20 protein-coding genes and 1 tRNA gene are annotated in these 20263 nt (G+C 73.9%); 16 read left to right on the plus strand and 5 right to left on the minus strand.

Features of this window, described 5'->3' with window-relative positions:
* Positions 1 to 55 precede the first annotated feature (55 nt).
* From aroH to der, 3 genes are read left to right on the plus strand one after another with little or no spacing between them, the layout of a single operon-like run.
* The gene (gene aroH / locus AB3388_RS13315; RefSeq protein ID WP_495411246.1) at positions 56 to 418 is read left to right on the plus strand and encodes a chorismate mutase; all 363 of its coding nucleotides are present in this window, start codon (positions 56 to 58) and stop codon (positions 416 to 418) included.
* On the plus strand, positions 415 to 1107 hold the full coding sequence (gene cmk / locus AB3388_RS13320; protein WP_495411247.1) for a (d)CMP kinase: 693 nt from the start codon (positions 415 to 417) through the stop codon (positions 1105 to 1107). The genes aroH and cmk overlap by 4 nt, the downstream gene beginning before the upstream one ends.
* On the plus strand, positions 1104 to 2450 hold the full coding sequence (gene der / locus AB3388_RS13325) for a ribosome biogenesis GTPase Der (protein ID WP_495411248.1): 1347 nt from the start codon (positions 1104 to 1106) through the stop codon (positions 2448 to 2450). Before cmk ends, der begins: the two co-directional genes overlap by 4 nt.
* A gap of 3 nt (positions 2451 to 2453) precedes the next feature.
* On the opposite strand, the gene AB3388_RS13330 is transcribed toward der, so the two are convergent.
* Positions 2454 to 4412, minus strand: a complete 1959-nt coding sequence (locus AB3388_RS13330; RefSeq protein WP_495411249.1) for a potassium transporter Kup — start codon at positions 4410 to 4412, stop codon at positions 2454 to 2456.
* A 185-nt stretch (positions 4413 to 4597) separates the two neighbouring features.
* Here AB3388_RS13330 and AB3388_RS13335 point away from each other — a divergent pair.
* The 5 genes from AB3388_RS13335 (at position 4598) to AB3388_RS13355 (ending at position 8859) form a co-directional block, all read left to right on the plus strand.
* Positions 4598 to 4671: transfer RNA gene (locus tag AB3388_RS13335), tRNA-Pro, on the plus strand.
* A gap of 134 nt (positions 4672 to 4805) precedes the next feature.
* Entirely contained in the window at positions 4806 to 5531 is a 726-nt protein-coding gene (locus AB3388_RS13340) for a haloacid dehalogenase type II (protein WP_495411250.1), read from the plus strand.
* A 219-nt stretch (positions 5532 to 5750) separates the two neighbouring features.
* On the plus strand, positions 5751 to 6659 hold the full coding sequence (locus tag AB3388_RS13345; RefSeq protein WP_495411251.1) for a patatin-like phospholipase family protein: 909 nt from the start codon (positions 5751 to 5753) through the stop codon (positions 6657 to 6659).
* 44 nt (positions 6660 to 6703) lie between these two features.
* Complete coding sequence (locus AB3388_RS13350) at positions 6704 to 7114, plus strand: hypothetical protein (protein ID WP_495411461.1); 411 nt, start codon at positions 6704 to 6706, stop codon at positions 7112 to 7114.
* Between the two features lie 80 nt (positions 7115 to 7194).
* Positions 7195 to 8859, plus strand: a complete 1665-nt coding sequence (locus AB3388_RS13355; protein ID WP_495411252.1) for a CocE/NonD family hydrolase — start codon at positions 7195 to 7197, stop codon at positions 8857 to 8859.
* A 10-nt stretch (positions 8860 to 8869) separates the two neighbouring features.
* Here AB3388_RS13355 and AB3388_RS13360 read toward each other — a convergent pair whose 3' ends face one another.
* Positions 8870 to 9397: a hypothetical protein gene (locus tag AB3388_RS13360; protein ID WP_495411253.1), complete on the minus strand. Its 528-nt coding sequence runs from the start codon at positions 9395 to 9397 to the stop codon at positions 8870 to 8872.
* Between the two features lie 82 nt (positions 9398 to 9479).
* Here AB3388_RS13360 and AB3388_RS13365 point away from each other — a divergent pair, with 82 nt between their 5' ends.
* The 3 genes from AB3388_RS13365 to AB3388_RS13375 all read left to right on the plus strand — a co-directional run bounded on the left by AB3388_RS13365 (position 9480) and on the right by AB3388_RS13375 (position 12915).
* Complete coding sequence (locus AB3388_RS13365; protein ID WP_495411254.1) at positions 9480 to 10328, plus strand: enoyl-CoA hydratase; 849 nt, start codon at positions 9480 to 9482, stop codon at positions 10326 to 10328.
* Positions 10329 to 10418: 90 nt separating this feature from the next.
* Complete coding sequence (locus AB3388_RS13370) at positions 10419 to 11267, plus strand: oxidoreductase (protein WP_495411255.1); 849 nt, start codon at positions 10419 to 10421, stop codon at positions 11265 to 11267.
* 61 nt (positions 11268 to 11328) lie between these two features.
* The gene (locus AB3388_RS13375) at positions 11329 to 12915 is read left to right on the plus strand and encodes a thiamine pyrophosphate-binding protein (RefSeq protein WP_495411256.1); all 1587 of its coding nucleotides are present in this window, start codon (positions 11329 to 11331) and stop codon (positions 12913 to 12915) included.
* 17 nt (positions 12916 to 12932) lie between these two features.
* Here the strand turns inward: AB3388_RS13375 and AB3388_RS13380 are convergent, their stop codons facing one another.
* Complete coding sequence (locus tag AB3388_RS13380; protein WP_495411257.1) at positions 12933 to 13340, minus strand: hypothetical protein; 408 nt, start codon at positions 13338 to 13340, stop codon at positions 12933 to 12935.
* Positions 13341 to 13458: 118 nt separating this feature from the next.
* On the opposite strand from AB3388_RS13380, the gene AB3388_RS13385 reads away from it, so the two are divergent.
* The 5 genes from AB3388_RS13385 (at position 13459) to AB3388_RS13405 (ending at position 18425) form a co-directional block, all read left to right on the plus strand.
* A complete protein-coding gene (locus AB3388_RS13385; RefSeq protein WP_495411258.1) occupies positions 13459 to 15282 on the plus strand; it encodes an aldo/keto reductase in 1824 nt (607 codons plus the stop codon).
* Between the two features lie 22 nt (positions 15283 to 15304).
* On the plus strand, positions 15305 to 16117 hold the full coding sequence (locus tag AB3388_RS13390) for a DUF1684 domain-containing protein (protein ID WP_495411259.1): 813 nt from the start codon (positions 15305 to 15307) through the stop codon (positions 16115 to 16117).
* A 100-nt stretch (positions 16118 to 16217) separates the two neighbouring features.
* Positions 16218 to 16736, plus strand: a complete 519-nt coding sequence (locus tag AB3388_RS13395) for an EXLDI protein (RefSeq protein ID WP_495411260.1) — start codon at positions 16218 to 16220, stop codon at positions 16734 to 16736.
* A 49-nt stretch (positions 16737 to 16785) separates the two neighbouring features.
* Positions 16786 to 17577 carry an ABC transporter ATP-binding protein gene (locus AB3388_RS13400; RefSeq protein WP_495411261.1) on the plus strand — a complete coding sequence of 264 codons (792 nt, stop codon included), beginning with the start codon at positions 16786 to 16788 and terminating at the stop codon, positions 17575 to 17577.
* Positions 17577 to 18425: an ABC transporter permease gene (locus AB3388_RS13405; protein WP_495411262.1), complete on the plus strand. Its 849-nt coding sequence runs from the start codon at positions 17577 to 17579 to the stop codon at positions 18423 to 18425. Before AB3388_RS13400 ends, AB3388_RS13405 begins: the two co-directional genes overlap by 1 nt.
* A 51-nt stretch (positions 18426 to 18476) precedes the next feature.
* On the opposite strand, the gene AB3388_RS13410 is transcribed toward AB3388_RS13405, so the two are convergent.
* Both AB3388_RS13410 and AB3388_RS13415 read right to left on the minus strand, forming a co-directional pair.
* Complete coding sequence (locus AB3388_RS13410) at positions 18477 to 19010, minus strand: flavodoxin family protein (protein ID WP_495411263.1); 534 nt, start codon at positions 19008 to 19010, stop codon at positions 18477 to 18479.
* A gap of 206 nt (positions 19011 to 19216) precedes the next feature.
* Positions 19217 to 20239, minus strand: coding sequence for a zinc-dependent alcohol dehydrogenase family protein (locus AB3388_RS13415; RefSeq protein WP_495411264.1), 1023 nt, complete (start codon positions 20237 to 20239; stop codon positions 19217 to 19219).
* Positions 20240 to 20263 lie beyond the last annotated feature (24 nt).

Genomic DNA, 20263 nt, shown 5'->3' on the forward strand with positions numbered 1-20263 from the left:
TAGACTCGTCAGGGCTCCCGGTTGCGGGGTGCCGGGGAGCGATCGAGGAGTGTGCATGGCCGTCCGAGCCATCCGGGGCGCCACACAGGTGGACGCCGACGACCGGGAGCAGGTGCTCGAGGCGACCAGGGAGCTGGTCGCCGCGGTCATGGAGCGCAACGAGCTCGACCACGACGACGTCATCAGCATCCTGTTCACCGCCACCCCCGACATCGTCTCGGAGTTCCCGGCGCTGGCGGCCCGCGAGCTGGGTTTCGGCGACGTGCCGCTGATGTGCGCGACCGAGATGAACGTCCCGCACGCGCTGCCCCGGGTGCTGCGGCTGATGGCGCACGTCGAGGTGGAGCGGCCGCGCTCGGAGATCCAGCACGTGTACCTGCGCGGCGCGGTGGCCCTGCGACGGGACATCGCGCAGTGAGCGGCTTCCACGGGCAGGTCACCCTCGACGGGCCCTCGGGCACCGGCAAGTCCAGCGTCGGCCGCGCCGTCGCCGCGCAGCTGGGCGCCGACTACCTCGACACCGGCGCCATGTACCGCGCCGCGACCGTCGCCGTCCTCGACGCCGGGATCGACCCCGAGGACGGCGAGGCCGTCGCCGCCGTCGTCGCGGGCACGGCCATCGAGGTCGGGACGTCGGCGGGCACCGAGCTGGTGCTGGTCGACGGGGTCGACGTCGCCGTCCGGATCCGCGGGGCCGAGGTCACCCGGGCGGTCTCCGCCGTGTCCGCCGTCCCCGCGGTGCGCCGGCAGCTGGTCGACCAGCAGCGCGCCCTGGTGGGGGAGGCCGACGCCGTGGTGGTCGAGGGCCGCGACATCGGCACCGTCGTCCTGCCCGACGCCACGCTGAAGGTGTACCTGACCGCCGCGCCCGAGGCGCGGGCCGAGCGGCGCGCCCTGCAGCTGGGGCTGACCACGCCGGAGGAGGTCGCCGCGCTCGCCGCCGACCTGCGCCGGCGCGACGAGTACGACAGCAGCCGGGAGGACAGCCCGCTGCGCCCGGCCGCCGACGCCGTGATCGTCGACAGCACCGACCTGGTGCAGGAGCAGACCGTCGCACGCATCGTCGACCTCGCGCGCTCGGCGGTCGGCGCGGGGGAGCGCACATGACCGAGGAGAGCACCGGCCCGCTGCCGGTGGTGGCGATCGTCGGCCGGCCGAACGTCGGCAAGTCGACGCTGGTCAACCGGATCCTCGGCCGCCGCGCCGCCGTCGTCCAGGACATCCCGGGCGTCACCCGCGACCGCATCGCCTACGAGGCGCTGTGGAACGGCAAGCGGTTCACCGTCGTCGACACCGGCGGCTGGGACCCGAAGGCCGCCGGACTCGGCGCGTCGATCACCCGCCAGGCCGAGTACGCGATGCGCACCGCCGACGTGATCGTCTTCGTCGTCGACAGCTCCGTCGGCGCCACCGACACCGACCTCGCCGCCGCGCGGATCCTGCGGCGCGCCGACCGGCCGGTGATCCTCGTGGCCAACAAGGTCGACGACGAGCGCAGCGAGGCCAACGCCGCCGAGCTGTGGTCGCTGGGCCTGGGCGAGCCGAACCCGGTCAGCGCCCTGCACGGGCGCAACTCCGGCGACCTGCTCGACCTGATCCTCGACGCGATGCCCGAGGCGCCGCGCGAGCAGCTGGAGGAGGGCGGCCCGCGGCGGGTGGCGCTGGTGGGCCGGCCCAACGTCGGCAAGTCCAGCCTGCTCAACCGGCTGGCCAGGGACGAGCGCTCGGTCGTCGACTCGGTCGCCGGCACCACCGTCGACCCGGTCGACTCGATCGTCACCGTCGGCGGGGAGGAGTGGCGCTTCGTCGACACCGCCGGGCTGCGCCGCAAGGTGTCGACGGCGAGCGGCACCGAGTACTACGCCAGCCTGCGCACCGAGGCCGCGATCCAGGCCGCGGAGGTCGCGATCGTGCTGCTGGCCGCCGACGAGGTGGTCAGCGAGCAGGACCAGCGGGTCATCAGCCAGGTCATCGAGGCCGGGCGGGCGCTGGTGCTGGCGATCAACAAGTGGGACACCCTCGACGAGGACCGCCACCACCAGCTGGAGAAGGAGGTCGAGCGCGACCTCGCCCGGGTGAAGTGGGCCAGCCGGGTCAACATCTCGGCCAAGACCGGCCGCGGCGTGGACAAGCTCGCCCAGCACCTGCGCGCCGCGCTGGCGGCCTGGGAGACCCGGGTGCCGACGGCGGAGCTCAACACCTACGTTCGCGCCCTGGTGCAGGAGACGCCCCCGCCCGCCCGCGGCGGCCGCGCGCCGAAGATCAAGTACGTGACGCAGGCCGACGTCCGGCCGCCGCGGTTCGTCGTCTTCTCCACCGGCTTCCTGGAGGCCGGGTACCGGCGGTTCCTCGAGCGCAAGCTGCGCGAGCGGTTCGGCTTCGCCGGGACGCCGATCGAGATCTCGGTCAAGGTCCGCGAGGGGCGGGGGAGCGACCGGCAGAAGGGCTGATCCCTACAGGTCGACCGCGCTGCCCAGGGTCACCGTGCGGTCGCGGGGGAGGCCGAAGTAGGCGGCCGGATCCGCCGCGTTGTGCGCGAGGAACAGGAACAGGCTCTTCCGCCAGCGGACCATGCCGGGCGCCGGCGTGCGCCTGATCGAGCCCCGGGAGAGGAAGAACCGGGCGTTCTCCAGATCCTCGATCCCCGGCTCCAGGAGCCCGGCCTCGCGGGCCTGCATGAGCGCTTCGGGCAGGTCCGGCGCCTCGGAGAACCCGAACGTCACGCACATGTACTGGATGCGGTCGGCCTTGTGCCCCAGGTGGTCGCAGCTGAACCGGTCGTCGGGCAGGACGAAGGGCACGTTGGCCGCCTTGGCCGAGACGATGAGCACGCCGTCGTGGAGCACCTCGTTGACGCCGACGTTCGCCCGCAGCGCCAGCGGCGTCGTCTCCTTGCCGGGATGCGGGAACACCGCGACCCCGCGCACCCGGTGCACCGGGTGCTCGTGCAGTTCGGCGACGAAGTCCTCCAGCGGCCCCTCCTGCTCCTTGCGGTTGGCGGCGACGATCTCCCGGCCGCGCCGCCACGTCGTCATCACGGTGAAGACGACGACCGCGATGAGCAGCGGGAGCCACCCGCCGTGCAGGATCTTGGAGAGGTTCGCGGAGAGGAACGTCAGCTCGAGGCCGCCGAACGCCACGGCGGCCAGGGCCAGCTGCCACGGCCGCCAGCGCCACAGCACCCGGGCCACGATCAGCAGCAGGACGGTGTCGACGACGAGCGCGCCGGTGACCGAGACGCCGTAGGCGGTGGCGAGTCGCTGCGAGGAGCCGAAGGTCAGGATGACGACCAGCACGCCGGCGAACAGCAGCCCGTTCACGCCGGGCAGGTAGATCTGGCCGCCCTCGTGCTCGGAGGTCTGCCGCACGGTCACCGGGGGCAGCAGGCCCAGCTGCATCGCCTGGCGGGAGAGCGAGAACGCGCCGGAGATCACCGCCTGGCTGGCGATCACGGTCGCCGCGGTGGCCAGGAACACCATGGGGATGCGCGCCCAGCCGGGGAACAGCAGGAAGAACGGGTTGGCCACCGCGGCGGGGTGGCGGATGATCTCCGCGGCCTGGCCGAGGTAGTTCAGCGTCAGCGCGGGGAAGACGATGAAGAACCAGGACCGCAGGATCGGCGGCCGGCCGAAGTGGCCCATGTCGGCGTACAGCGCCTCCGCGCCGGTGATCACCAGCACCACCGCGCCCATGGCGACGAAGGCGATGAACGGGTGGTCGATCACGAAGAGGACGGCGTAGCTGGGGGAGAGCCCCGCGATGACCCCCGGATGGGCCAGCGCGCCGGCGATCCCGGCGGCGGCGAGCGCCCCGAACCAGAGCAGCATGATCGGGCCGAACAGCGCGCCCACCTTGCCGGTGCCGAAGCGCTGGACGGCGAACAGCACGGTCAGGATCGCCGCGGCGACGGGCACCACCAGGTGGCTCAGCGAGGGCGCGACGACCTCGACGCCCTCGACCGCGGACAGCACGCTGATCGCCGGGGTGATCAGCGAGTCGCCGTAGAAGAGGGACACCCCGACGATGCCGATGACCACGAGCAGCCGGGCCTTGTCCGCCTTGTCCGCGTAGAGCCTGCGCGCCAGCGCGGTCAGGGCCATGACGCCGCCCTCGCCGTCGTTGTCCGCCCGCATGAGGATGCCCACGTACTTCACCGACACGATCAGCGTGGTGGACCAGAAGATCATCGAGATGACGCCGTAGACGTCGTCCACCGTCGGTTGCACGGCGCCGTTGTCGAGGGAGAAGACCGTCTGCATGGCGTAGAGCGGGCTGGTGCCGATGTCGCCGAACACGATGCCGAGCGCGGCCAGCAGCAGCGCGCGGCCGGCCGGGCGGTGGGCGGCGGCGGCGGCGCCGGACGCCGTCGACTCGTCCTCCGTCGTCGGTGGTGTCGGAAGGGCACTCGTCATCGCGGGCTCCCGCTGGTCGGCCGCTGCCGTCTCCTACCGGGAGAGGCGATCAATCGTCGTCCTCCCGCCGGGCGGCTGTCGACCGGAACGGCCCGTCGTCCGCTGCTCGGCGGCGCCGACCGGACGGTCAGGGCGCTCGGCCCGTGCGGTAACCTGCTCGGGCGGTCGTCGCACGCGACGGCGCGCGGGCTGTAGCGCAGCTTGGTAGCGCACTTGACTGGGGGTCAAGGGGTCGCAGGTTCAAATCCTGTCAGCCCGACAGCGGGAAACCGCAGGTCAGGGGTCGTTCCGGCGAGATCCGGAACGGCCCCTGACCGCGTTGTGGGGCGGGGTGGGTTGCCTGACGCGGCACTAGCGTCTGACGGGAGCGCCGTCCGTCACCGGGGAGCAGCCGTGACCACCGAGAGCATTCGCCACGTCAAGGCCGTCATGTTCGACTTCTACGGCACCGTCGTGGACATGCAGGGCGGGCTGACCCGCGCGATCTCGCCCTACCTCGAGGGCAAGGGCTACACCGAGAACCCGCCGGGCCGTCTGGTCACCTGGTGGCGCCGCACCCACTTCGAGAACTCGATGATCGACGCGCTGCTGCACCGCAGCCACACCCCGTACCGCCAGATCGGGTTCGAGGCGGTCGACTACACCCTCGAGCGCGCCGGTATCGAGCACACCGACGACGAGGTCCGCACGCTGGTCGACGAGATCACCCGCCTCGACCCGTTCCCGGACGTCGTCCAGGCGCTGACCGACATGCAGGGTCACGGGCTCAGGCTCTACATCCTGTCCAACGGCGACCCCGACATGCTCGCCGCCGGCGTCGCGTTCTCGGGCACCGAGGACCTCTGGGACCGCGTCATCTCGGTCGCCGAGGCCGACTCGTTCAAGCCGCACAGGACGACGTACCAGACCGCCGCCGCGCTGGTCGGCCTCGGCCGCGAGGACATCCTCTTCGTCGCCGACCACGCCTTCGACTGCATCGGTGCGAAGGCTGCGGGTCTGCGATCGGCGTTCATCGACCGGCGGAGGCGCCCGTTCGGCAACGACCGCTACCCGGCCGACGTCACGGTTTCGGACCTGACCGAACTCGCCACGCTCATCACGTCCGACGTCACCCTCTGAGCTGGTCCGCGGCGCGGCCGGGACGAGCCAACCGGCGAAATGCCGGTTGTGCACCGCGTCGCCGGCGTGCGATCGTCCCGGCGATCGTGATCCATCGGCAGGAGGTGAGACCCATGAACGCAGTGTCCGCAGTGGGTGCTCCGCTGCCGTTCACGATCGCGCGACTGAGGTAGTCGCCACCGGGAGCGCCCGCCAGGCAGTTCGCGAGAGGCGACTCCGATGAACGCACTCCCTTCTTCATCTCCGCGCGAGCGAGCGCTGGTCCTCGGCGGTGGCGGATCGACCGGCAACGCGTGGCTGATCGGCGTCGTCGCCGGCCTGTTCGAGGCCGGCCTGGACGTGACCGAGGCCGATCTGATCGTCGGGACGTCGGCCGGATCGACGGCCGCCGCCCAGATCACCAGCGCCAGCCCGACCGACCTGCTCGCCGCCGTCCTCGACGCCCCGCCCCAGCCACGGACGGGTCCGGTGACACCCGGCGGCGGACGCGGTCCCGTCGGGTCGGTGACCACCCACCTGGAGCGAACGGGCGCGATCATCGCCGCCGCCCGGGATGTGGCGGACATGCGCCGCAGGATGGGTGCGGCGGCGCTCGAGATCGACGCGGCGTCGGACGGCTCCGGGCACGCGCGGTGGCGCACCACCGTCGCCGCCCGGCTGCCCAGCCGGCACTGGCCGCAGCGCTCGGTGCTCATCACGGCGGTCGATGCCCATACCGGTGAACCGGTCGTGTTCGACCGGCACAGCGGGGTCGACCTGGTGGACGCCGTTGCCGCCAGCACCGCCGGCGGCCCTCCCTACAGCATCGGCGGCCGCCTCTACATCGACGGCGGCTACCGAGCCAACGCCGAGAACGCCGATCTGGCGGCCGGCTACGGGCGCGTGCTGGTGCTCTCGCCACTGGGCGGCCGATCGCGGCATCCGCGCGAGTGGGGCACCCATCTGGCCGCGCAGGTCGACGACCTGCGCGCCCGCGGCAGCCGGGTCGAGACGGTCGTCCCGGACGGCGACTCCGAGCACCTGTTCGGCTCCCGTGCGATGGATCTGTCGCTGCGGCCGCCCGCCGCTCGAGCCGGCTACGACCAGGGCAGAGCGGTCGCCGGGCGGCTCACCGAGTTCTGGCGCTGACGGCGGTCGGCAGGTGGTGGACGACGGTCGGCCCCGGGTGAAGGCTGAGCCGCGAGCTTCCCCCGGCGAGCACGGACCGTTCGACCGAGGACTTCCGCGAGCACATCGCGGCCGGCCTCGAGGAGCACGCGACCGTGTCGGCCGGCAGCCGGGACGCCGTCGTCCGGGTGCGCTTCCGGGCGGCCGACGTCACCAGCGCCGCGGACGTCCGCGGCGCGATCGGCGAGGACCACGGGGACACCCTGGTCTACCCGGCCCTTCCGCCGTCCCTGCTGGACCCGGCGCTGACCGCCCTGGCCTCCACCGGGCCGGGGAGCTCGGACGCGGTGGCGATCGAGAAGCCGTTCGGCACCGATCTCGCCTCCGCCCGCCACCTCCCGGATCGGCCGAGCGCGCGGACTCCGTCCAGTGACATGGGCGCTCCCTCGGGGTCGGGACGACCCGCGCGACGGTAGCGGCGGATTCTCCGGCCGCCGCCGAGGTCACCGGGATCTAATACGATTTAGCAGTCGGAGTCGGGGAAGGGGCGCGGCGCATGGGCAAGCTGAGCAGGCTGACCGGGTTGATCACGGACGCGGCGCTGGGCCTGCCGCTGCGCGCCACGCCGTACACGGTCGAGCGCGACGTCGCCGTCCCGATGCCCGACGGGGTGACGCTGGTCGGCGACCACTACCGCCCCGCCGGGGTCGAGGGCGGGTTGCCCGTGGTGCTGATCCGGCTGCCCTACGCGCGGACGGGCCTGCTCGAGCACGCCTTCCCGAGGTCTCTCGCCCGGCACGGATTCCAGGTGTTCGTGCAGTCCACCCGCGGTGCGTTCGGCTCGGGCGGGCAGTTCCGCCCGTTCGGCACCGAGCGCGAGGACGGACTGGCCACCCTCGCGTGGCTGCGTAAGCAGCCCTGGTGCGACGGCCGGGTCGCCATGACCGGCGGCAGCTACTTCGGCCACACCCAGTGGGCGGTCGCCCCGTACGCCGACCCGCCGCTCGTCGCCGTCTCGCCGCACGTCACGGCCGCGCGGATCACGAGCGGGTTCTACGACCACGGCGCGCCCGGCCTGGAGAACGCGCTGCGCTGGTCGGCGGCGCTCGCCCGCCAGGAGGCAGGCGGCTTGCCGGTGCCGGTGCCGAACCCGCGCCTGCGGGCCCGCATCGATCGGGGGCTGCGCCGGCTGCCGCTGCAGGCCGCCGACACCGCCGTGGCCGGCGCGCCGGTGCCGTTCTGGCGCGACTTCACCGGCCACGCCGCCCCCGGTGACCCGTTCTGGGACACGGTCGACCACGACGACGCCGACCTGACCGGCTTTCCCCCGGCGAACATGGTCACCGGCTGGTGGGACGTGTTCGCCGCCGCCCAGCTCGCCGACTACGCCCGCCTGCGCGCGGCGGGCGTCCCGGCCCGCATCACCGTCGGCCCCTGGATGCACGGCGAACCGGGGGAGATGCGGGCGATCCTGCGCACCGACGTCCCCTGGCTCGCCCACCACCTGCACGGCGCCCCGGCGCCGTCCGGAGCACCCGTCCGGCTGTTCCTGCAGCAGGCCGGCACGTGGCTGGAGTCGGAGTCCTGGCCACCGCCCGGCGTCCGCACGGTCGATCACCACCTCCGCGCCGGCGGCACGCTCACCGCGCACGCCGAGGACGGCGGCGCCGCACCCAGCGCGTTCGTCTACGACCCCGCCGACCCCACGCCCAGCGCCGGCGGCCCGCTGCTCGAGCGTCCGGCCAAGCAGGCCGACAACCGCCCCGTCGAGGCGCGCGACGACGTCCTCGTGTTCACCGGACCGGTGCTGGATGGCGACGTCGACGTCGTCGGGCAGGTGCGCGCCCGCGTCCACGTCCGCCCCGACCTCGAGCACGCCGACCTGTTCGTCCGGCTGTGCGACGTCGACCGCGACGGCGTCTCGCGCAACGTCGTCGACGGCATCCGCCGGCTCGACCCCCGGACCGTGCCGGCCGACGACGTCACCGTGGGGGAGGACGGCGTGCTCGCGGTCGACGTCGAGCTGTTCCCCACCGCCTACCGCTTCCGCGCCGGGCACCGGCTGCGGGTGCAGATCGCCGGAGGCGCGTTCCCCCGCTTCGCCCGCAACCTCGGCACCGTCGAACCGTTCGCCACCGCGACGACCGGCCGGCCCTGCCGCGTCACGGTGTTCCACGACGCGGCGCACCCTTCCCGGCTGGAGCTGCCCGTCCTGGGCTGACCGGCCGGCCTCAGTCCGTGCGCCGGCGGACCGGCCGGTCCTGCCCGCCCGGCCCGAAGTCCCACTCGTGCAGGTCCTCGTCCGCCTCCTCGACGACCTCGACCAGCTCGGAGAGGCCGTAGATGCCGATCCCGCTGCCGACGACGTCCGCGACCAGGGACGCCGGACCGCTCCGGTCCGGCGAGTCGTCCATGTAGTGCACCAGCGTGGCCAGCTCGTCGGGGGTGCCCGGCCCGGTGGCGCCGGACAACCGGACCAGCGAGCCGGGGCGCGGAAACCCTGCCGGGGGAGTGCCGGTCCGCTGCGCGAACACCCAGTGCACGGTCTCGCCGTGGACCCCGTACTCGATCCTCTCGCCGGGATACCAGACGACCCAGGTGGGGCCGGCGAGGTCGCGGCGCCGCCCGTCCAGGTCGCGCACCCACATCCGTCCGGACAGCAGGACGAGCAGCACCTTCTGCGAGAGCCGGCGTGCGCGCACCGGCAGCCGGGTCGGTGAGCTGAGGCTCACGTCCTCGCCGAACTCCTCGATGTGCATCCGCCGATGACACACGTCGTGGCCGGCGTCGGCGACCGGATTCCGGGGTGATGGACTGGCCACCGGCGATCGGAGGCATGTGGTGAGCGAGCAGGACACGTCGAGGGTCCGGGTCGAACGCCCGGAGACATCGGTCATGCGGATCGTGCTGGCGCGGCCGGAGGCCCGCAACGCCCAGGACCCCCGGATGCTCTACGAGCTCAACGACGCCTTCGACCTGGCCGCGCAGGACGACGAGGTCAAGGTGGTCATCCTCGCCGCCGACGGGCCGCACTTCTCCGCCGGGCACGACCTGTTCGCCGAGTGGACGGTCGGTGCCGCCGACAAGCCGGTCGGCTGCTGGGGCGGCTTCGCCCAGCCGGGCGCGGAGGGCTACCTGGCCGTCGAGGAGGAGCTGTTCCTCGGACTGTGCTGGAGATGGCGCAACTTCCCCAAGCCGACGATCGCCGCCACGCAGGGCAGGACGATCGCCGGCGGCCTCATGCTGGCCTGGAGCTGCGACCTGATCATCGCCGCGGCGGACGCCAGCTTCTCCGACCCCGTCGTGGCGTTCGGCGTCAACGGCCACGAGTTCTTCCTGCACGCCTGGGAGTTCGGCGGGCGCAAGGCCAAGGAGCTGCTCTTCACCGGCGGCGCGATCGACGCCGAGGAGGCCTGCCGGCTCGGCATGGTCAACCACGTCGTCGACCCGGCCCAGCTGGAGACCGAGGCGCTGCGGATCGCCCGGCGGATCGCGCGGATGCCGTCGATGGGCCTGAAGCTGGCCAAGCAGGCGGTGAACCAATCGCTGGACGCCCAGGGCCAGTGGACGGCGGTGCAGTCCGCGTTCTCGCTGCACCAGCTGGGGCACTCGCACAACCGCGAGAGGTTCGGCGCCACCGTCGACCCCGGGGGCGCGGCGATCATCCGGGAGCTCAGCGCCCCGTCCTGACCACGCGGAGGCGCGGCCCGTGGGTTCGCCAGCGAGGGCGTCGACGCTCGGTCATTCCCCCATCTCCGACGAACGGACTGCCTGATCACCATGGGTACCAACGAGCCCACCGCAACCACGTGGTTCATCACCGGTTGCTCGACCGGACTGGGCCGGGCCTTCGCCGAGGCCGCCCTCGGCCGCGGCCACAACGTCGTCGTCACCGCCCGCGACGTCGCCGGCGTCCAGGACCTGGCGGACGCCCATCCGGACACCGCGCTGGCGGTGGCCCTCGACGTCACCAGCGACGCGCAGGTCGCCGCGGCGGTCGCCGAGGCCGAAGCCCGCTTCGGCGCCATCGACGTCCTCGTCAACAACGCCGGGTACGGCTACCGGGCGGCCGTCGAGGAAGGCGAGGACGAGCCGGTCCAGCGGCTGTTCGACACGCACGTCTTCGGCACCGTCCGCACCATCAAGGCCGTCCTGCCGGGCATGCGCCGCCGCCGGTCCGGCACGATCGTCAACCTCTCCTCGATCGGCGCGCGGATCTCGCCCGAGGGGTCGGGGTACTACTCCGCGGTCAAGGCGGCGGTCGAGGCGCTGACGCTGTCGCTGCGCAAGGAGGTCGCCCCGCTCGGCATCACCGCCATGACCGTCGAGCCGGGGGGATTCCGCACCGACTTCGCCGGCCGGTCGCTCACCCAGGCGGAGACGCCGATCGCCGACTACGCCGACACCGCCGGCAAGCGCCGCAAGGACCACGACACCGGTCACGGCCGGCAGCCGGGTGACCCGGCCCGTGCGGCGGCACTGATCGACGTCGTCGAGTCCGGCAAGGCGCCCTACCTGCTCGTGCTCGGCAACGACGCCTCGGACGGGATCCGCGCCGCGCTCGACGCCCTGCGGGCCGACCTGGACGCGTGGGAGGACGTCAGCCGCAGCACCGACTTCACCGGGTGACGCCCTCGGTGCGACGCTGCTGATCCGGGAGCGGGTCGCTGCGGCCACGGGAGGTCGGGAGATGGCCACGGGCGGGGAGGCGCTGGTCGCCGCGCTGAGGGAGCTCGGGGGAGACGTCGCCTTCGGGCTGCCCGGGGTGCACAACCTGGCCGCGTGGCGGGCCTTCCCCGGCAGCGGTGTCCGGATGATCGGCGTCCGGCACGAGCAGACGGCGGCCTATGCCGCGGACGGCTACGCGCGGGCGACCGGCCGGCTCGGGGTGGCGGTCACCACCACCGGCCCGGGGGCGGCGAACGCGGTGGCGGCGACCGGCGAGGCCTGGGCCGCCCACTCCCCGGTGCTCGTGGTGGCGACCGACATCCCCACCACCGAGCGGCGGCCCGGGGTCTACCGCGGCGTGCTGCACGAGACCGTGGACCAGGCCGGCTTCTTCCGCCCGGTCACGAAGGCGGTGCTGCGGGTCGAGCGGGCCGAGGACCTGTTCGCCACCGCGGTGCGGGCCGGGCGGACGGCGTTGGCGGCGCCCCGGCGGCCGGTGTACCTCGAGATCCCCACCGATCTGCTCGCCGCGCAGGTCCCCGAGCCCGGGGCGGCGGGTCCCGTCTCGGCGGAACCCGCACCCGAGCCGGACGTGGACGACGCCGCCGCGGCGCTGACCGCCGCCCGCCGTCCGCTCGTCTGGGCCGGCGGCGGGGCGACCGCCTCGGGGGCCGGCGACCTCGTGGCCGCCGTCGCGCGGCGCCTGGGTGCCCCCGTGCTGACCTCCTACGGAGGGCGCGGCCTGCTGCCCCCCGACGCGCCCGAGCTAGTGCCGCTGCCGCCGCACGCCCGGGAGGCGGGGGAGCTGTGGGACGGCGCCGACGTCGTCCTCGTCGTCGCCAGCGACCTCGACGCGATGAACACGCAGGGTTTCCGCCAGCCGCGCCCCCCTCGGCTGGTGACCGTGGACCTCGCCGAGCCGGTGACCTACCCGCCGGACGTCTGGGTGCGGGCCGACGCCGGCGACGCGCTGGGGGCGCTGCTGGCCCGGCTGCCGGCGGAGCCCCGGGGCCGGTGGTGGTGCCGGCCGGAGGGGCGGGCGGCCTACGCCGGCCCGGAGGTCGCCTTCCTCGAGGCCGTCGAGTCCGGGCTGCCGCCGGCGGCGGTGGTGGTCGCGGACATGTGCATCCCCGGCTACTGGTACGGCGGCTGGGGACGGGTGGAGTCCCCGCGCGGGCTGGCCTACCCCGTGGGCTGGGGAACCCTCGGCTTCGGCTTCCCCGCCTCCCTCGGGGCGGCGCTGTCCGGGCGCCCGACCGTGGCCCTGGTCGGCGACGGCGGCTTCCTGTTCGCCTGCGGCGACCTCGCCACCGCCGCGCAGGAGCGGCTGCCGGTGACCGTCGTGCTCGTGGACGACGGCGGCTACGGCATGCTGCGCTACGACTTCACCCGCCACGGTCAGCAGCCGGTGGGCTGTGACCTCGCCCCGCCGGACTTCGTGGCCCTCGCCCGGTCGTTCGGGGTGCCCGCCCGCCGCGTCGGCGTCGACGAGCTCGGGTCGGCGCTGGCCGCGGGGATCGGCTCCGGCGGGCCGTCGCTGCTGATCCTCCAGGAGCGGTTCGCCCCGCCGCCGAACACCTCGCCGCGCTGGTACCGGGCGGCCGGCTGAGGACCTGCCGCGGCCGGTCAGCCGCGCCGCGACCTCAGCAGGTGCAGCAGCGCCCGGGCGTAGGCCGCGGCCGCGTCGGGGCCCTCGAACCCGCTGGTCGCGCCCTCGACCCGGAGCGTGACCCGGTAGCCGTCGCCGGTCGGCGCGAGGCCGGCGAACGCCTCGCCGAGCAGTTCGCGCAGCTGGTGCTCGGCCGGCACCCACAGCGCCTCGGACTGCTCGATCGAGTCCAGCGCCCACTCGGTCGTGCCGTTGAAGCCGATGACCGGCCCCCCGGGGAACTGGTGCACCTCGATCGTCATGTCCGAGAGCACGAAGACGTCGGAGTCCATCTCCCGGTCGGGCATGACGAAGCTGTCGCCGCGGGCGGGGGTCCACTGCAGTCCGGCGTCGCGCAGCGCGCGGGCCAGGGCGACCGAGAGCACGCCGCCATCCTCGGTCATCCAGGGGCTGACAGGACCTCCCTCGCCGTCGTCCTCGTGCCTAGCGTCCAGGGAGGTCCCGGCATCACCGTCGGGCCGTACCGAGAAGAGGGAATCCTCCGTGCAGTTCCGCCCGCTCGGCCGTACCGGCGTCCAGGTCAGTCCGCTGTGTCTCGGGGCGATGATGTTCGGCCCGTGGGGCAACGACGACCGCGCCGACTCGATCCGGATCATCCACCGCGCCCTCGACGCCGGGATCAACATCGTCGACACCGCCGACGTGTACTCGGACGGCGTGTCGGAGGAGATCCTGGGGGAGGCGCTCGCCGGCCGCCGCGACGACGTCGTCCTGGCCACGAAGTTCTTCATCCCGGTGGGCGAGGAGCCCAACTCCCGCGGGGGTTCGCGCCGCTGGATCATCCGCGAGGTCGAGAACTCGCTGCGGCGGCTGCGCACGGACCACATCGACCTCTACCAGGTGCACCGGCCCAGCCCGGACACCGACGTCGAGGAGACCCTGGGGGCGCTGACCGACCTGGTCCGTCAGGGCAAGGTGCGCTATCTCGGGTCGTCGTCCTACTCCGGCTCGCAGATCGTGGAGGCGCAGTGGGCCTCCCGGGAGCGGCGCCTGGAGCGGTTCGTCACCGAGCAGCCGCCGTACTCGATGCTCGTACGCGGCATCGAGGAGGACGTCCTGCCCACGGTGCAGCGCCACGGCATGGGCACCCTCACCTACAGCCCGCTGGCCGGCGGCTGGCTGTCGGGCCGGTGGCGCAAGGACGCCGCCGGAACGCCCACCTCGAGCGCCCGGCCCAGCGCGCGGTTCGACATGAGCAGCCCGGCCAACCAGCGCAAGCTCGACATCGTCGAGGACCTCGCCCGGCTCGCCGAGCAGACCGGGATCACGCTCATCGAGATGGCGATCGCTTTCGTCCTGAACCACCCCGGCGTCACGTCGGCGATCGTCGGCCCGCGCACGATGGAGCAGCTGGAGTCCTATCTCCCGGCCGCCGACACCACGCTGCCGGCGGAGGTCCTCGACCGCATCGACGAGCTCGTCGCCCCCGGGGGTCACGCTCAACCCCGACGACACCAGCTACGGCGCGCACGAACTCACCCCCGCGGCCCGACGCCGCTGAGCTTTCTCCACTGGATTGGTAGAGTTTTGCCGCACGGCCGGACGTCGACCGGCGCGGCTCGAACGAGGACCTGCATGACCACCGTCTCCCGCCCCGGGCGCACCGCCGCGGATGGCCCTGCCGCCGCGGACGCCCACCCGCTCGACCACGCCGTGCGGGCCGCGCTCACCGGTCCGCACGCCCGGTTCGCCGAACGCCGCGGCGGCGTGCTGCGCTACCCGCTCGACGTCTCGCCGTTCCTGGCGCTTCCCGCCGAGCCCACCGCGCGGGACTGGGCCGACCTCGCCGTCCTGGCCGGCCCCGGGGGTGTCGTGCCGCTGGCGGTCGTGGCCCCGGAGATCCCGGCGGGCTGGGAGACGGTGTTCGCCATGCCGGGGGTGCAGATGATCGACGACGGCGTGCCCGCCGCGCCGGACGGCGACGCGGTCCGGCTGGGCGTCGCCGACGTCCCCGAGATGCTGGCGCTGGTCGAGCGCACCCGGCCCGGGCCGTTCCTGCCGCGCACCGTCGAGATGGGGACCTACCTCGGCATCCGCGACCGGGGCGAGCTCGTGGCGATGGCCGGCGAACGGCTGCACCCACCCGGGTTCACCGAGATCAGCGCCGTCTGCACCGCTGCGGCGCACCGGGGGAGGGGCCTGGCGACCCGGCTGGTCCTGGCCGTTGCGCATGGCATCCGGCAGCGCGGCGAGACCCCGTTCCTGCACGCCGCCGCGGAGAACACCTCGGCCATCCGGCTGTACGAGTCGCTGGGCTTCCGGTTGCGGCAGCGGGTGACCTTCGCCGCCGTCCGCGTGCCCGCCTGACGCCGAATCGAAGGAGCGCGCCATGACCACCACCGAGGCCCTCGACGCCTTCACTGCCGACTGGGCGGAGTGGCACCGCCAGAAGGACGCCCGGCTGGCCGATCCGCACGGCTTCCTCGCCGTGACCGGCCTGCACTGGCTGAGCGGTGAGCCGCAGCGCTTCGCCGACGCCCCCGGCGCCTGGTCCACCGGCCCGGACGGCGTGGTCGTCGACCTGGCCGCCGGCGAGGAGCTGGTCGTCGACGGCGCGCCCGTCACCGGGCGGTACGCCTTCGGCGTCGTGCCGGAGCGTGGCGGGATCACCGCTGCCTGGGGCGAGGCCGTGATCGAGGTGGCGAAGCGCGGAGGTCACGACATCGTCCGGCCGCGGCACCCGGGCAATCCGCTGCGGACGGCCTTCACCGGGACGCCGGCCTACCCGCCGCACCCGCGCTGGAAGGTGCCCGGGCGGTACCTGCCGTTCGACGAGCCGCGGCCGACCACCGTGGGCGCGGCCGTCGACGGGCTCGAGCACGTCTACGACGCCCCGGGACGGATCGAGTTCGCGTTCGACGGGCAGCCGCTGCGGCTGACCGCCTTCCCGGGCCAGGGCGCGGGCGAGCTGATGGTGCTGTTCACCGACGCCACCTCCGGCGTCACGACGTACGCCGCCAACCGGGTGCTCCGGGTGACCCCCGCCGCGGACGGCACCGTCGACCTGGACTTCAACCGGGCGACCAACCTGCCCTGCGCCTACACCGACCTGGCGACCTGCCCGCTGCCGCCGGCGGAGAACCGGCTCCCGGTGGCGATCGAGGCGGGCGAGCGGATCCCGCGCGAGCGCACCGGCCGCTGATCCGCGGCTCGTCGTCCAGGCCGGCTGCCGAGCCGTTCTCTCATGCCGCTTGCTATACGTAGACGTATGCGTATACTCCTCCCGTGGCTACACTCGGGTCGTGCCGAACAAGACGATCTACGTCTCCGACGCCGACCTGCCCGTGTTCCAGCGGGCGCAGGAGCTCACCGGGGGCAACCTCTCCGCGGCCATCTCCAAGGCCCTGCGCCGGCTCGTCGAGGTCGAGGAGGGGCGCCTGGCGGGCTTCGAGGAGATCACCGTCCGGGTCGGTGTGGAGCCGGGGAAGCTGCAGCGCTTCCAGGGCGTGCAGCTCGTCGACTGGAACCGGTCGACCAGCTACGGCGTGGAGCGCCACCGCGTCTACCGCACCCGCGCCGGCAAGCTCGCCGTGCACGTGGCGCATCCCAAGGGCTTCGTGCACACCGCCGGCAAGGACGGCCAGCTGACCGGCTGGCGCAAGCACTTCGCCACCGACCAGCAGTGGGGCGAGACCCCCGCCGTCTCCACGCTCGACGTCTTCGAGACCTTCGAGGACCTGCAGAAGGCGGTCCCGGCCGAGCTGGCCGCCCTGGTGGAGGCCCACGCCACCCAGCCCGAGGTCGAGGACCTCGACATCTGACGCTCCCGGCGCCGCCGGGAGTTCCCCGGTACGCGCGCAAGGAGCGAGCATGCCCACCAGTCCCGTCCCGGCGATCGAGGTCGCCGGGCTCTCCAAGCGCTACGGCGAGCAGACCGTGCTCGACGGCCTGGACCTCACGGTGCCCGCCGGGACCGTGACCGCGCTGCTGGGCCCCAACGGGGCCGGCAAGACCACCACCGTCTCGATCCTGTCCACCCTGCTGCGCGCCGACGCCGGCACCGCCTCGGTCCTGGGCCACGACGTCGCCCGCGACCCGCAGGCCGTGCGACTGCTGATCGGGGTGACCGGCCAGCTCTCCGCCGTCGACCCGCTGCTGACCGTGGCCGAGAACCTGCGGCTCATGGCCGCCCTGTTCCACCTGCCCCGGGCGGACGGCCGCCGGCGTGCGGCGGAGCTGGCCGAGCGCTTCGGCCTGGCCGACGCCGCCCGCAAGCCGGCCCAGCAGCTCTCCGGCGGCATGCGCCGCAAACTCGACCTGGCCATGACGCTGGTCGGTGGCCCGCAGGTCGTCTTCCTCGACGAGCCCACCACCGGCCTGGACCCGCGCGCCCGCCGCGATCTGTGGGACCAGGTGCGCGACCTCGTGGCCGACGGCGTGAGCGTGCTGCTGACCACGCAGTACCTGGACGAGGCCGATCAGCTCGCCGACTCCGTGGCCGTCCTGCACCAGGGTCGGCTGGTCGCGCACGACACCCCGGCCGGTCTCAAGGCCGCCCACGACGCCGGCTCCCTCGACGACGTGTTCCTCGCCCTGACCAGCCCCGACACCGATGTCCCCCCACCGATGTCCCTCCCCACCGATGTCAAGGAGGTGGCGTGATGACCGCCGCCGTTGCCACCCGGGTGCCGATCCCGGCGCCGTCGGCCCCGGCCCGCACCGCCCGCGACCTGACGACGATGACCCGGCGCAGCCTGCTGCGGATGGTCCGCTACCCCTCGCTGACCGTGCAGCTGGTGGCCATGCCCGTGGTCCTCCTGCTGCTGTTCGTCTTCGTGTTCGGCGGGGCGTTCGGCGCCGGGGTCGCCGCCGGCGCCGCGCCCGGCGCGGCGGGGCGGGCCGCGTACCTGGACTACATCACCCCGGCGATCCTGGTGATCACGGCGGCGAGCATCGCCCAGGCCACCGCGATCAGCGTGGCCATGGACATGACCGGCGGGATCGTCACCCGGCTGCGCACCATGCCGGTCGCCCCGGTGGCGGTGCTGGGCGGGCACGTCCTCGGCGCGGTGGTGCAGACGCTGCTCGCCGCCGCCGGCGTCCTGGGTGTGGCCGTCCTGCTCGGCTTCCGGCCCGGGGCGGACGCGCTCGGGTGGCTGGGGCTCGCGGGCTTCTTCGTCCTGTTCGCCCTCATGCTCACCTGGCTGACGGTCGCGATGGGCGCCTCGGCGCGGTCGGTGGAGTCCGCGTCGACCACCCCGATGATCCTGATGCTGCTGCCGTTCTTCGGCAGCGGGTTCGTGCCCACGGACACCATGCCCACCGCCGTCCGGGTGTTCGCCGAGCACCAGCCGTTCACGCCGATCATCGAGACCGTCCGCGGCCTGCTGGCCGGAACCCCGGTGCCGGCGTCCACGGTGTGGACGGCGATCGCCTGGTGCGTGGGGCTGGCCGTGGTGGGCTGGCTGTGGGCCCGCGCCGCCTACCGCCGTCCGCGGCCGGTCTCCTGACGATCGCGACGGCGCCCGCCCCGTGCTCCACGGGGCGGGCACCGTCCGCGCTCAGGAGCCCACGGTCCGAGGGGTGACCAGTCCGGCGAGGGTCTTGCCCCAGCCGCGGGCGCGGTCCTCCTCGCCGTCGACCAGCGGGCCCTGCGCGTCGACGACGAAGAAGTGCTCGGCCGGCGCGACGACCCGTGCGCCGAGCCTGCCGAGGAGCTTCTCCTCGGTCCGGGCGGCGTGATCCATCGTCACCAGCAGGCGGGGGTGGCTGCTGCGCGTGTCGAAGGCGGCCGCGGGAACGCCGCCGGGTACGCGGACGGCCTCCAGCCACTCGTGCAGGCCGGTGCTCGTGTCCGCGATGTCGGCGCCGTACTGCTTCACGGCTCCCTCGCGGCTGGACGGCCGGGGCATGCCGAGCATGTGGGTGGGACCTCCGACGACGAGCACTCCCACGTCGGCACCGACCTCGGCCGGGGCCTCGCCCGCGGCGACGACATCCGCCGGCATGGCGGACGACAGCCCGTCGGCGATCGCATGGGCGATCGCCCGGGCATCCCCGAACACGCTCTCGTACACCACCAGGGCGCGGGTCATGACGCTCACCGCCTCATGGGCCGGACTGCTGACGGAGGCGACGCTAGGAGCCCGCCGTTCGGTCCGACCACCAGCGAAAGGCCCGCCGGGCCGGGCCGCACGGGCCGAACCTCTCACCGTGTCGGCGGGTCCTCCGCCTCTGCGGCGGGAGGGCCTTGGTGGCGCCCCGGGAGTGTCCCGGGGCGCCACGCGTGCCGGCGGTCCGGTCAGGGGCGCAGCAGGGCCTTGATGGCGCGGCGCTCGTCCATCGCCCGGTAGCCCTCGGCGGCCCGGTCGAGCGGCAGCTCGAGGTCGAAGACCTTGCCCGGGTCGATGGTCCGGTTCCAGATGAGCTCGATCAGGTCGGGCAGGAACCGGCGGACCGGCGCGGGGCCGCCGTGCAGGTGGACGCCGGAGAAGAACAGCTCCTCGCCGGGCAGCGCCACGTCGTGGGCGACGCCGACGTAGCCGACGTGGCCGCCGGGCCGGGTGGCGCGGATGGCCTGCAGCATCGACTCCTGGGTGCCGACGGCCTCGATCACCGAGTGCGCGCCCAGGCCACCGGTGAGCTCCCTGATGCGGGCGACGCCCTCGTCGCCGCGCTCGACGACGACGTCGGTGGCGCCGAACTCGCGCGCCAGCCGCTGGCGGGGCTCGTGGCGGCTCATCGCGATGATCCGCTCGGCGCCCAGCTGCTTCGCGGCGAGGACGCCGAGCAGGCCGACCGCGCCGTCGCCGACGACGGCGACGGTCCTGCCCGGCCCGGCCTCGGCGGCGACGGCGGCGAACCAGCCGGTGCCGAGCACGTCGGAGGCCGCGAGCAGGCTCGGGATCAGGTCGTCGTCGGGCCTGCCCGGGGTGGCGACCAGGGTGCCGTCGGCCAGCGGGATCCGGGCGTACTCGGCCTGCGCGCCGGTGGGGGTGGCGAACTCCCCGTGGACGCAGCGGGACTGGTAGCCGGCCCGGCAGATCTCGCAGGTGTTGTCGGAGGCGAAGAAGGAGCCGACGACGAACTGCCCGGGCGCGACGGTGGTGACGTCGCCGCCGACCTCCTCGACGACGCCGACGTACTCGTGCCCCATCGGCTGGGGCGCGGTGACCGCGTCGACGCCGCGGTAGGGCCACAGGTCCGAGCCGCACACGCAGGCGGCGGACAGCCGGATGACGGCGTCGGTGGGCTTCTCGATCCGCGGCCTCTCGCGCTCCTCGACGCGGACGTCGCCGGGGCCGTGCAGAACTGTTCCGAGCATGGGAGTGGATGTCCTCTCAGGGGG

It is taken from the genome of Geodermatophilus sp. SMS 5-13 (genome assembly GCF_059428245.1).